This is a genomic window from Nocardiopsis aegyptia, assembly GCF_013410755.1.
GTDB lineage: Bacteria > Actinomycetota > Actinomycetes > Streptosporangiales > Streptosporangiaceae > Nocardiopsis > Nocardiopsis aegyptia.
Genome location: NZ_JACCFS010000001.1, coordinates 6,494,295 through 6,506,881 on the forward strand (window position 1 = coordinate 6,494,295; position 12,587 = coordinate 6,506,881).

A 12,587-nucleotide genomic window follows, 5' to 3' on the forward strand; every position below is an offset into this window, starting at 1 on the left:
GACGGGTTCCCACGTGCCGTCGGCGGAGCCGGCGAACGGCGTTCGTCCCGCGGGAGGGGCCGGGGCGGCCGCGCGGGTGCCGACCCCACCGCCTCAGCCCTCGTCCTCCATGACCTCGGCGATGGCGAGCTGGACCGGGATCGGATCGCGGCGGGAGATCCACACGGCCCGGCCCGGCTGCATGCGCCGGGCGCGCACGTTGCCGAAGAGCACGCCCTCCGACGGCGGACTCGACAGCATGATGCTGGGCGTGTTGCTGTCGATGAGAGAACGGATCGCGGGGTCGGCGGTGGCGCGGCCGAAACCGCCCGCGGCCCGCGCCACGATGAGGTGCATGCCGATGTCGGCGGCCTGCGGGAGCATCTCGACGATCGGCGCGAGCAGGCTTCCTCCACTGGGGCCGGAGACCAGGTCGTAGTCGTCGATGACGATGAACAGCTCCGGGCCGGTCCACCAGTCGCGTCGGCGCAGCCGGTCGGGGGTGATCTCCGGGCCCGGCAACCGCGCCTTCATGGCGTGCGCGGCGGCGCCCATCATCTCGCGCATGCTCTCCGACGACACCGCGTAGCCGAGCTGCTGCTCCTTGGGGACCGCGTCGAAGAGCTGGCGGCGCAGGTCCACCAGCACCACCCGCGCGCTCGCGACGTCGTAGTGCTCGCGGATGGCGTTGGTGATGTGGCGCAGAAGCGTGGTCTTGCCGGTCTCGGTGTCGCCGACGACCAGCAGGTGCGGGGTGGCGGAGAAGTCGTGCCAGAACGGGCGCATGCCGCGCCCCTCCAGGCCGAGAGGGACCCGCAGCCCGCCGAACTCGGTGAGTTCGGCCGTCGGCAGTTCGGCGGCCGTCAGACGGACCGGCAGGGTGCGTACGGGCGGCGCGCCGGGGCCGCTCCAGGCCCCGGCCACCCGGGCGATCAGCTCGGTGACGCCCACCGAGAGCGAGACCGGGTCCCCGACGCCGTCGGCGCGCGGAAGGCCGGTCAGGAAGTGGTACTGGTCGAGGGTCAGGCCCCGCCCCGCGATCCGCGGTACGGTCTGGGCCTTGCGCATGTTGACCGTGGAGTCGACGGCGTCGCCCAGCCGCAGTTCGAAGCGGGTGCCCAGCAGGTCGCGCGTCCCGGAGTGGATGTCGGCCCAACGGGGCGAGGCGACGACCAGGTGCACGCCGTAGCTCAGCCCGCGCTGGGCGATCTGGGTCAGCGGGGTGACCAGGTCCATGAAGTCCTGGCGGATCGTGGACCAGCCGTCGATCACCAGGAACACGTCGCCGTAGCGTTCGTCGGCGAACTCCCCGGCGGCGCGGCGCCGCCGGTAGGTGGCCATCGAGTCGATGCCGTGCTCGGCGAAGAACTGCTCGCGGTGGGCGAGGACCTCCGTCATCTCCGACACGGTCCGGTTGATGCGGTCGGTCTCCGTCCGCCCGACCACGCTGCCCACGTGGGGCAGGCCGGTCAGCGCCTGGAGGGCGCCGCCGCCGAAGTCGAGCCCGTAGAACTGCACCTGGTCTGGGGTGTTGGTGAGCGCCAGGGCGCAGACCAGGGTGACCAGCATGGTGCTCTTGCCGCTCTGGGGGCCGCCGGCGATGCCGATGTTGCCGCCCGCGCCGAGTAGTTCGGCCTTGAGCGGCAGGCGCAGCTGCTCGAAGGGCCGGTCGATGACGCCGAGCGGGACCTCCAGCACCGGCTCGGACGACCACGCCGGGCCGCTGTCGGGGAGTGGGCGGCCGATCATGGTGAGCAGTTCGTCCAGCGTGGGCGGGACTCCGAGCGGCGGCAGCCAGACCCGCCGCGCCGGGGGGCCCACGTTGTGCAGGCACTCCAGGGCGACGTCGAGCAGGCTCTCGGTGTCCTCGTCCTCCTCCGCCTCGGCGACGGGTTCGGGCTCGGGGGAGGGGGCGCGGCCGGCGACGTGGTTCGACAGGAAGGGGACGATCTCGGCCGCCGCGGCGGCCTGGGGCCCGTCGCGCCTGCGTACCCGGTAGGGGCCGGAGACGTAGGCGGCCTTGAACCGGGTCAGCGTGTCGGTGCCGGTCGCGAGGAACCCGTTGCCGGGGGCCGGGGGGAGCCGGTGGGCGTCGGGAACGCCCAGGACGCTGCGGCTCTCGATCGCGGAGAAGGTGCGCAGCGCGATCCGGTAGGACAGGTGGCTCTCCAACTGGTGGATCCGTCCCTCGTCCAGGCGCTGGGAGGCCAGCAGCAGGTGCACTCCCAGGCTGCGTCCCAGGCGTCCGATCATCACGAACAGCTCCATGAAGTCGCGGTGTGCGGCCAGCAGTTCGCTGAACTCGTCGACCACGACGAACAGCGTGGGCATCGGTTCCATCGACGGATTGGCCTGGCGAGCCTTCTCGTACTCGTGGATGGAGCTGAAGTTGCCGGCGGCGCGCAGCTGCTCCTGGCGGCGGATCAGCTCGCCGTGCAGCGCGTCCTGCATGCGCTCGACGAGGGTGACCTCGTCGGCGAGGTTGGTGATCAGCGCCGAGGTGTGGCGCAGTCTGTCCAGGCCGATGAAGGTCGCGCCGCCCTTGAAGTCGACGAGGACGAAGTTCAGGGTCTCGGGGGAGTGGGTGAGCGCCAAAGACAGCACCAGTGTGCGCAGTAGCTCGCTCTTGCCGGAGCCCGTGGCGCCGATGAGCATGCCGTGCGGGCCCATCCCGCCCAGCGCGGACTCCTTGAGGTCGAGTTCGAGGGGGGCGCCGTTCTCCGCGATACCGATGGGGACGGCCAGCCGTGACTCCGGTCGCGCGTCGCCCCACATCCCCTCGGTGTCGTGGACGTGCAGGTTGGCGATGCCCAGCAGGGAGGTCAGCTCGAAGTCTGTGACCAGTGGCTCGACCACCTCGGTGGTCATGCTCATCCGGTAGGGGGCCAGCATCCGGGCCAGCACGCGGGAGCGGGCGGGGCTCAGCGCGTCGGGCCGGCCCAGCGGGGTGAGGGTGCGCCGTCCGCTGTGGTCCAGGCCGACCACCTCCAGTACGTCGGACTCCACCTTCAGCGCCAGGGTGAAGGGAGTGCCGTCCCAGGGCAGCGGGTCGTCGATGTGCACGATGACGGCGTTGCGGTAGCCGCCGGAGCCGAACCGGGTGGAGGGCTGTGCCTGGCCGCCGTCGACCACGATGACGGTGAAGGGCTCTTCGCGGGAGGGTGATACGCCGGGCTCGAAGCGGGAGCGGTCGGTCAGCTCGGGGCCGATGACGCGCTCCAGTTCGGCGGCGTCGTCGGCGATCAGCCGAACCGGGCCCGCGCCGTCGCGGTCGGTGGGGTGCATCGCGTGGGGCAGCCACTTCACCCAGTCCCAGCCGGCGCGGCGGTCGTCGGCGGCGCACACGGCGATACGCAGCTCGTCGTGCGCGTGGAAGACGGCGAGCTGGCCGATCATCGCGCGCACCATGGCGCGCGCGGCGTCGGCGTCGCCCTCCAGGGAAATGCGGGCGTATCCGCGCAGGTAGACGGCGACGGGTTGGTCCTCGACGGTGGCGTAGGCGCGGATGAAGCGGCGCAGCGCGTGCGCGCTGAGCGGTTCGAGGTCCTCGACCGGCTTGGTGGACAGCGGGGCGATGCGCATGCGCATCGCCTGCTCGCCCATGGCGATCCGGACCTCGGCGAAGTCGTCGTGGGTGGAGCGGCGCTCCCACAGCCGGGAGGTCCGCACCAGCGACCACAGGGCGTCGGGGACGGGGGCCCGCCACAGCATGGCGTCGCGCTGGGCGGTGACGACCTCGCGCGCCCTGGCCCGGCTCTGGGCGAGGTAGCGCAGGTAGTCGCGGCGATCGCCGTTGAGCTGCTGCTTGCGCTCGCTGCGGGCACGCCAGTACTGGCCCACCAGCATGGCGACGGCGCCGAGCAGCATCATCCCGCCGGCGACGTAGGGCATGTAGGTGTTGATCGCGCTGCCCTGGGCGCCCGGCCGGATGAACAGCAGGACCATCGCCATCGAGGTCATCGCCATCGGGAGGTAGTTGAACACCGCCGACAGCGTCGACTGCTCCTCCGGGAGCACGGGCGGCTCCTGGAGCTGTAGTTCCCCGTCGGGCATCTCCGGCCCGGGGCGGCGGGGCGGCCGGCGGACGAGGATGGTGCTCAAGGCGGCATCGCCTCCTGGCGGTGGCAGGGGGTGGGGCCGACCGCACGGAGGGTCGGGACGCGCGGGCTCTGTTCCCGGCGGGGATACGGATTATGCCCCTCAAACGGGCGCAAAGCCAAGTGAACGAAACTTCACTGCCAGGCAATACCAAATTCGGCCGAATCGGTGTTACCGTTGCGACGGCCGTCGGATCATGAGGTTTCCTTCCTGATCCCCCTGAGCTCGGGGCCCTCTCGCCTGCCCCTCCCCCCTCCCGACCAGCACGTAGAAGCACCATCGGGTGACTCCGCCTCCCCTTGAGTAGTGAAGAACCAGATGAGCGACTCCAGCGCCCCCGACCTGTGCCGGCTGGCCGTCCGCGCGCCAGACCGCACCTTCGAGATCGCGGTCCCCAGCGACGTGCCGCTGGCCGAGCTACTGCCCACGATCGTCCTCTACGCCGAGGGCGACAGCGGCGAGGACCTCGACGAGGGCGGCCTCGAACACGACGGCTGGGTCCTCCAACAGCTCGGTTCGCCGGCCCTGGAGGAGGACGGCACCGTGCAGACCCTGGGCCTCTTCGACGGCGAGACCCTCTACCTGCGTCCGCGCCGCGACCAGCTCCCGCCCATCCACTTCGACGACCTCATCGACGGCGTGGCCACCGGCATGGCCGAGCGCCGCGACGCCTGGCGCCCCACCTACACCCGCCGCCTGCTGCACGGGCTGGGCCTGTTCACCCTGTTCACCGGGTTCGTCATCCTGGCGATGAGCGGCCTGAACGGGCTCACCGCCCTGCTCGCGGCCGGTGCCGCCGTCATCCTGCTCCTGGGCGCGGCCGCCGCCTCCCGGGCGATGGGCGACCTCGCCGCCGCCACCGGCCTGGCCGCCGCCGCCGTGCTCTACATGGGCCTGGCCGGGGCCGCCATCCCCACCGGCGACCCCGGGGTGCCCCTCCTGGGAGCCCGCGTCCTCTCGGCCTGCATGGCCGGCGCGGGCGCCACCGTCCTGGGCCTGGCGGCCGTCGCCGGATCCGTCCCCTTCTTCGCCGGGCTGATCGTCTTCGAGGTCTTCGGGGTGGCCTCGGCGGCGGCGCTGATGCTGGCGCCCGGCCTCACCATGACCGGCATCGCCGGGGGCGCCGCGGCCCTGGCGATCCTGCTGGGCACCTTCGCGCCCGCCCTCGGCTTCCGCATCTCCGGGCTTCGGCTTCCCCCGCTGCCCTCCAACACCCAGCAGCTCCAGGACGCCATCGACCCCCACCCCGCGCGCGACGTCCTGGACCGCACCGCGCTGGCCGACGGCTACCAGGGGGCCGTGCTCGCCGCCACCGGCGTGGTCCAGGCCGTGTGCCTGTTCATCCTCGCTCTGGGCTCCGGTTGGCTCCCGGTCACCCTCGGCCTGGTGGTGGCCGTCATCCTGCTGCTCCAGAGCCGCGGCCTGGCCAGCGCCCGGCACAAGCTCTACCTGACCGTGCCCGCCGGCACGGGGATCGCCCTCGTCGTCGTCGCCGCCGTCGCCGACACCACCCTGCTGTGGCGCCTGCTGGCCCTGCTCGGCGTCCTCGCCGTCGCCGCGGCCCTGACCGTGCTGGCGTGGGCGGTCCCGGGTAAGCGCGGCCTGCCCCACTGGGGCCGCGCCGCCGAGATCATCCAGCTTCTCGCGGCCATCGCCATGGTCTGCCTGGTGCTGGGCAACTTCGGCCTGTTCGGCCTGCTCCGCGGGATCGGGGGCTGAGCGTGCAGACGCGACGCGACCAGGTCGTGGCCCACTCCTTCATGGTGGGCCGCCTGAGCACGGCCATGCTGGAGGCCGACCCCGACGCCATGGACGCCCCGATGCAGCGCACCCGGCGCGGTGCGTTCATCGGGCTGGCCATCGGAGCCCTGCTGTGCGTGGGGTTCCTGGTCTGGGGACTGCTCTTCCCCGGCGGCAACACCTCCTGGCGCACCGAGGGCTCCCTCGTCCTGGAGCGCGAGAGCGGCGCCACCTACCTCTACTCCGACGGCGTGCTGCGTCCCGTGGCCAACTACGCCTCGGCCCGGCTGGTCCAGGGCGAGCAGATCACCGTCCGCTCCGTGAGCGCCGAGTCGCTGGCGGGCGTCCCCAAGGGCGGCCCCGTCGGCATCCCCGGAGCCCCCGACTCCCTGCCCGACGCCGAGACCATGGCCTCGGCCCTGTGGCGGGTGTGCGCCGTGCCCCCGGCGGAGGAGGACGGCGGTCCGCGCACCGCCCTGTCCATCGACGCCACATCGGTCGCAGACTCCCTGCCCGCGGAAGGCGCGGTCCTGGTCCAGGGCCCCGACGACGACTACCACCTGCTGTGGAACGACGCCCGGCTGGCCGTCGACGGGGAGAACGGCGCTCTTGAGGCGCTCGGCTACGGCACCAGCCCCGCCCTACGGGTGAGCCGGGCCTTCCTCGACGCGGTCCCGGTGGGCGGCGCCCTCACCGCCCCCGAGGTTCCCGGCGGCGCCGGTGCGCAGGGTCGGGACATCGCCGGTGCGCAGCGCACCACCGGCCAGGTCTTCGTGGTGCGCGGCGACGGCGAAGCAGACCAGTACTACCTGCTGGGGGATGAGGGCCTGGCCCCCGTCAGCACCACCGGGGCGCGGCTGGCGCTCGCCGACCCCCGTATCACCGACGAAGCCTACGGCAACGCCGCCGCCGAGCCCGTCGAGGTGAACGCGAACGACGTCCGGCGCAACCTCGCCGACGGCGCGACCGCCCCCGACGAAGCGATTCCGGCGACACCGCCCGACCTGATGTCCACCGACGGAGCCGCCCCGTGCCTGCGCGTCTCCGGCGACGAGGAGTCACGGCTCGTCCTGCGACCGCTGGAGGCCGTCAACGCCTGGCCGGTGCAGGGCCGGCCCGACACCGCCCACGGCTGCCCCACCGCCGACCTCATCGGCATCCCCGCCGGGACCGGCGCACTCGCCCGCGCCGAGCCGACCGGGGGATCGGTCGCCGAGAGCACCTACTACCTGGTGACCGACGCGGCCGCCAAGTACCCGCTGCCGGACGCCGAGGCCGCCGCACAGCTCGGCTACGCGGCCGAGGCGGCCGTACCCGTACCGACCTCCCTGCTCCGCCTGCTGCCCACGGGGCCGCTGCTGTCGCCCGAGACCGCCGCCCAGCCGGTCCCGGCCACGGCGGTCCCACCCGCCGCCGGCGGGTGCGGCGAGGAGGGCGACTGACCGCACCGCCGGGGACAGGGGCGCGACCGCGTCCCTCCGACTGAAAGGAGTACGGACATGGTCCAGACCACCAGTACCGAACACGGGATGACCACGGGCCGACTGGCGATGGAGGCGGCGCACAACGAGTGCAACGCCGTCTACACCAAGGTCGACTTCCTGCGCGACAGCCTGAAGACGACCTGGGTCGGCGGCGCCGAGGCGGGCTACGAGACCGCGCTGGTGAAGTGGTTGGAGGAGCTGCGGCTGATCGTGAACGGGATGAACAACATGATCGGCACCTTCGGCGGTACCACGCGCGGCATGTTGAACGTGGAGGACGAGAACCTCGTCACCTCCAACGCCTGGATGTCGGAGCTCAACCCCAACCAGCCCGGCTAGCGGGCACACGGTGACCTCTGACCGGTCTCCCTCTCCTCTCCTGTACCGGCCGCCCCAGCAGGTGGTCCCGGAAACGAAAGTAGGCAGCAGCCGATGAGCGACTTCTCCGTCCGCTACTCGGGCATGGACGACTCCGCGTTCGACCTGCGCGCGCGTACCCAGGACATCCGCAACTCCCTGGACGAGCTGGCCACGAAGATGGCGACGGTCCGCGGTGAACTCGACGGTGCCACGGCCGAGAACTACGACGCCAGCATGGCGCAGTGGCGGCTCAACGTGCAGGACATGGAGATCCTGCTCGCCAAGGCCGAGCAGGCCCTGACCATGATTCGCAACAATTACCAGAACACCGACAACAAGCTGTCCCTCGAATGGGTCTCGCAGAACATGTAGCGGTCGCACCCCACAGGTGGGCGTGCCCAGCCGGTCCGGACCGACCACCGTCGCATCCGGACCGGCCCAGGCGCCGGAGAGCCAGAAGAAAGGAGAACGGCCGATGGCGGAAAGCACCGAGATCACCTTCGGATACATGCGCGACTTCCGGGACAACAAGATCCTCCCGATGCTGAAGGAACTGAAAAAACAGAAGAAGGTCCTGGACGGCTACGTCGATCAGGGCGGCAGTGACTCAGCGGTGGTCAACGGCATTATCGCCGGGAACTCCAACATCTTCCCAGGCGCAGCCGAATTCGCTTCGACCGTGAACAAGAACGTGCGGGCGATGCGCGATGAGATCGATGCCCTGATCGACCAGTTCGAAGAGCTGGACTCGCAGTTGGACAAGTCGACGATCCGTTTCGAGGACGCCGAGGACGATGCGGTGCTCACCGCGTACCAGCTCGCGATCCTCATCGATTCCGAGAACGCGGCGGGGGTGGGCGGGGCATCCGGAAACCCCGACGGCGATGGTGACGACAGCGAAGACAGCAGCGATGGCGAGTGACCACAGGGAGATCCCGTCGGTGCCGTGAGCGGTCCGGGATCGGTGTTGAACGGTGTTGCGGGGACAGGTTGAGGAGGCGGCATGCCGGATGGGAACGAAGAGGACATCCCTCTGGAGCTCGATGAGGGGCTGGGAGAGGATGCGCCGACCGAACGCCCCGTCGAGGGCTCGCCGGTTCCCGAGGACCTCCACTACATCGTCAACACCTACGCCGACCTGGACATGGAGGACGCCTATCCGCCGATGATGTCGCCCGACGAGATCCTGAAGGCCGACTGGTTCCTCAGCTTCAAATCAGACCAGAATACCCCCGATGAACTGGACTACTGGCTGGAATCGCGCCTTCCCGATTCGGGCAGCGGTAATAGTAGTAGTAACGGAATGGACAGCCGGATGGGGGCCCGTGAGGCTATGGATCAGGCCTCGCAGGGAAGGACGTACTACTCCGGGGTCGTCTACAACAATGAATTCATGTACGAAGCCGCCGGGCGGACGTTCTTCCACCATCTGTGGCTGGACATCAACGGCCCGTGGATGGGGGAGAACAGCAGAACCTTCACCCCGACGAGAATGACCGAGCTCGCCGAGGACCTCGACAGCCTGTTCGCCATGCTGAACGATGCGCAGGACAGCGTGGGGAATTGGCGCACCAGCGCTGAAGAGGCCCTGAAAGGGGCGACCGCCGACGTCTTCGTGCAGCACCTGGTCAATCTTCAGTTGCGCTTCTACGATCTCGCTGCCCAGGTCGGCAGTTATCCCGAGCCTCTCCGAGACCTCAGGAACGCGGTCGTCATCACGGCGGGCAACAATATTCGCGGGCTGTACGACGAATGGCTCGCCACCGGCCTGTGGGACCCCTACCACGTCATCAGGAACTGGTTCGACGAGAACAGCGACATCGCCACGCTCAACAGGGGCGACGACACCTCCCAGATCGGGGACATCGGCAAGGCGAACGATCCCAATACCTGGAAGGAGATCCAGGAGCGGATCAAGAAGCACTGGCGCAACCAGTTGAACGACCTCATCGAAGGCGCCGCGGGGAGCATGCGGACCCTCGCCGGCACCTACACCGACACAGGCGGTGAGTTCGTCGAGGTCGAGCGGGACACGTCCCTGACACTCGACTGGTCCCCGGTGGGCGGCGGCGGTGGCCTCGGCCCTGGTCCCAACGGTGGCGATGAGGACGGCGACGGCAAGTCCGACGCCCAGAAGGAGTACGAGGACACGCTCGACGACTGGTACGAGAAGCAGACCCAGTGGCTGAAGGACAACCCGCCCGGCGGCGGTGAGGGCGACGGGGAAGGCGACGGCAGCGACGGCCCGTCCAAAGAGGACGAGTACAACGAGGCCCTCGACGATTGGTACCAGCGGCAGATCGACGATTTGGAGAGCGGCCCCGAAAGCAGTGAGGGCGACCTCGGCGGTGGGGATTCCGGTGGTGAGGGTCCGGCGTCGGAGGATGAGTACAACCAGGCGTTGGACGACTACTACCAGGACGCGACCGAGGATCTGCGCAGCGGCCCCGATGGTGGCGGCGGCGACCTCGGCGATGGCGGTGGTGATGGCTCCGGGAGCGACGGACCGGCGTCGGAGGACGAGTACAACCAGGCGTTGGACGACTACTACCAGGACGCGACCGAGGATCTGCGCAGCGGCCCCGATGGTGGCGGCGGCGACCTCGGCGATGGCGGTGGTGATGGCTCCGGGAGCGACGGACCGGCCTCGGAGGAACGGTTCAACCAGACGCTGGACGACTACTACAACCAGCAGGCCGACGAGCTTGAGCAGGAGATGGGCGGCCCGCCGCCGGTGGGCGGCGGCGGACAACTGGGCGGTGGCGGGAGCGGCGGCGGTTCGGGCAACCGGAACCGGCCGTCGGAGGAACGGTTCAACCAGTCGCTGGACGACTACTACAACCAGCAGGCCGACGAGCTCGACGAGCAGCTCAACGGAGGCCCCGACTCCGGTGGCGGTGACCTCGGGGGTGACGGTAGCGGCTCCCAGCCGTCGGCCGAGGAGTACGAGCAGCGTCTCGACGAGTACTACAAGGAGCAGACCGGCGGCTTGGACCGCCTCATGCGGGAGTCGCCCGACCCCGACGGTGACGGCCGCACCGACGACGGCGAAGCGCTCACCCCCGCGCAGCAGGAGTACCAGAGCCTGCTCGACGACTACTACCAGGAGCAGTCCGCCGACCTGGAACGGCTTGTGTCCGGTCCCGAGGGAGGCGGCGGCGACCTCGGCGGCGACGGTGGTGAGGACTCACGGTCGTCGGCCGAGGAGTACGAGCAGCGCCTCCAGGAGTACTACGACGACGAGAGTGCCGACCTCGACCGGTTGCGCTCCGACGTCGACGACATCACCGACGAGAACGGGAACCCCCCGCCGGAGCTGGAGGAGTACCGGGAGCAGCTGTCGGACTACTACGACCGGCGCAGCCAGGAGCTGGACGACCTCGTCGCCGGCCCGGAGTCCGGTGGCGGCGGCCTGGGCGGCGACGGCGGCGGTGGCAGCGACGCCGCTGACGAGTACCAGCGTCGTCTGGACGAGTACTACGACCAGCAGCGCGCCGACCTCGAAGAGCGGATGAACGCCGGCCCCGAGGCCGGTGGCGGCGGCCTCGGTGACTCCCTGGGCCGCGACTACGGCGGCGGCCAAGGGGACGGCGAGCCCTCCTACTCCATCGGTGACGGGTGGAACAGCCCCGGCGCGCAGGACCAGGCGCTGGCCCCCAGCGCCTCGGGCGGCCGACCGGACGCCAACGGCATCCAGTCCGGCGGGGGTGACCTGCGCAGCGACCCCGGTTCCGGTGGCGGCGGTGACGCGTTCACCGGTGCGGTCGGCGGCAACGGCCAGGGCAGCGGCAACTTCGGCGGGCTAGGCGCGGGCATGGGCGCCGGCGGGATGCCGCCGATGATGCCTCCCATGGGCGGCGGCATGGGCGGCATGGGCGGAGGTGGAGGTCAGGGCGAATCGCGCACCCGCTCCACCTGGCTCTCCGAGGACGAACGCGTCTGGGGCACCAGCGAGGGCGACAGGCTCTCGGTTCTGGGCCGCCCCGGTCCCGGCGACATGACGAAGGGGAATCCCGATGAGTACGTACCAGGAGCAGGCGGAGCAGGCGCTCGCACGTCTACGGGAGCAGCAGGAGAAGGTCACCCGGGCAAGCGCAAGCCTGGCATCGGCAACCGAAGAGGCCGTCTCCAAGGACCGGGCGATCAGCGCGAAGATCAACGCTGAGGGCGAGATCGTGGAGTTGAAGTTCCACACCACCGCCTACAAGTCCATGCCGCCGGCGGAGTTGTCCGCGGCGGTCCTGGACGTCGTCAGGCGGGCCCGGGACCGCATGCAGGACCGGGTGATGGCGGCGTACACACCCTTCGCCCCCGAGGGCATCGACATGGAGGCCGCGCGGGCGGGTGGGTTCGACCCCGCCAAGATGCTGGCCGACCTCGGTCTGGACAAGCTCGACTTCACCGACCCGAGCCGCTTCGGCCGCTGACACCCGCACCCGTGGCGGCCCGCGCACCGGCCGCAACGACTCCAGGACACCGAAAGGAAAGGAAGCACACCATGTCCGGTGACTACCTGTTCGTGGGACCCGACCTGATGACCAAGTACGGTGCGATGCTGAACGAGCCCGCGGACCGCGCCGAGGAGATCCTCACGGAGTACGAGGGGGAGAGCGACGCCGTCGGCGAGAGGCCCTGGGGCCACGGAGACGAGATGGCCGGCATCTTCGAGAGCAACTTCGTCCCCGCCGAACAGGACTTCCGGGACTACGTCGGCATCCTCGTCGACGTGCTCCGGGAGACGGCCGTCAACACCATCTACACCGCTGAGCAGTACCGCATTTCCGATGCGGGCGCCGAGGAATTCGCGTACGACCTCCTCAAGAACATGCCCGACTCCCCCGGTGGTCCAGACGATCTCGGCAATCCCGGCGGGCTGCCCGGCGGAAACGGCCGGCGATAGGGGACAGGGGGTAGACGACCATGGGC

The 12,587-nt window shown here is 70.4% G+C and carries 9 protein-coding genes; 8 read left to right on the forward strand and 1 reads right to left on the reverse strand.

Annotated features, from left to right (window positions below; genetic code table 11):
• Positions 1-93: 93 nt before the first annotated feature.
• On the reverse strand, positions 94-4,080 hold the full coding sequence (gene eccCa / locus HNR10_RS28845; protein WP_179828995.1) for a type VII secretion protein EccCa: 3,987 nt from the start codon (positions 4,078-4,080) through the stop codon (positions 94-96).
• Positions 4,081-4,395: 315 nt separating this feature from the next.
• On the opposite strand from eccCa, the gene eccD reads away from it, so the two are divergent.
• From eccD to HNR10_RS28880, 8 genes are all read left to right on the forward strand, one after another.
• A complete protein-coding gene (eccD, locus tag HNR10_RS28850) occupies positions 4,396-5,796 on the forward strand; it encodes a type VII secretion integral membrane protein EccD (RefSeq protein ID WP_179828997.1) in 1,401 nt (466 codons plus the stop codon).
• A 2-nt stretch (positions 5,797-5,798) separates the two neighbouring features.
• The gene (gene eccB, locus HNR10_RS28855) at positions 5,799-7,259 is read left to right on the forward strand and encodes a type VII secretion protein EccB (RefSeq protein WP_179828999.1); all 1,461 of its coding nucleotides are present in this window, start codon (positions 5,799-5,801) and stop codon (positions 7,257-7,259) included.
• Positions 7,260-7,316: 57 nt separating this feature from the next.
• On the forward strand, positions 7,317-7,640 hold the full coding sequence (locus HNR10_RS28860; protein ID WP_179829002.1) for a hypothetical protein: 324 nt from the start codon (positions 7,317-7,319) through the stop codon (positions 7,638-7,640).
• 93 nt (positions 7,641-7,733) lie between these two features.
• Positions 7,734-8,033, forward strand: coding sequence for a WXG100 family type VII secretion target (locus HNR10_RS28865; protein ID WP_179829004.1), 300 nt, complete (start codon positions 7,734-7,736; stop codon positions 8,031-8,033).
• A 103-nt stretch (positions 8,034-8,136) separates the two neighbouring features.
• Positions 8,137-8,583, forward strand: coding sequence for a hypothetical protein (locus HNR10_RS28870; protein WP_179829007.1), 447 nt, complete (start codon positions 8,137-8,139; stop codon positions 8,581-8,583).
• 81 nt (positions 8,584-8,664) lie between these two features.
• Complete coding sequence (locus HNR10_RS31860; protein WP_281390161.1) at positions 8,665-11,826, forward strand: hypothetical protein; 3,162 nt, start codon at positions 8,665-8,667, stop codon at positions 11,824-11,826.
• Positions 11,762-12,088 (forward strand): YbaB/EbfC family nucleoid-associated protein, encoded by a 327-nt coding sequence (locus HNR10_RS28875; RefSeq protein WP_281390298.1) that lies wholly within the window; start codon positions 11,762-11,764, stop codon positions 12,086-12,088. The genes HNR10_RS31860 and HNR10_RS28875 overlap by 65 nt, the downstream gene beginning before the upstream one ends.
• A 71-nt stretch (positions 12,089-12,159) precedes the next feature.
• Complete coding sequence (locus tag HNR10_RS28880) at positions 12,160-12,561, forward strand: hypothetical protein (RefSeq protein ID WP_179829010.1); 402 nt, start codon at positions 12,160-12,162, stop codon at positions 12,559-12,561.
• The last annotated feature ends 26 nt before the right edge of the window (positions 12,562-12,587 follow it).

Coding starts and splice junctions, on each gene's coding strand:
- eccD (WP_179828997.1), top strand. CDS start 4,396: ATGAGCGACTCCAGCGCCCCCGACCTGTGCCGGCTGGCCGTCCGCGCG.
- HNR10_RS28870 (WP_179829007.1), top strand. CDS start 8,137: ATGGCGGAAAGCACCGAGATCACCTTCGGATACATGCGCGACTTCCGG.
- HNR10_RS28880 (WP_179829010.1), top strand. CDS start 12,160: ATGTCCGGTGACTACCTGTTCGTGGGACCCGACCTGATGACCAAGTAC.
- HNR10_RS28860 (WP_179829002.1), top strand. CDS start 7,317: ATGGTCCAGACCACCAGTACCGAACACGGGATGACCACGGGCCGACTG.
- HNR10_RS28865 (WP_179829004.1), top strand. CDS start 7,734: ATGAGCGACTTCTCCGTCCGCTACTCGGGCATGGACGACTCCGCGTTC.
- HNR10_RS31860 (WP_281390161.1), top strand. CDS start 8,665: ATGCCGGATGGGAACGAAGAGGACATCCCTCTGGAGCTCGATGAGGGG.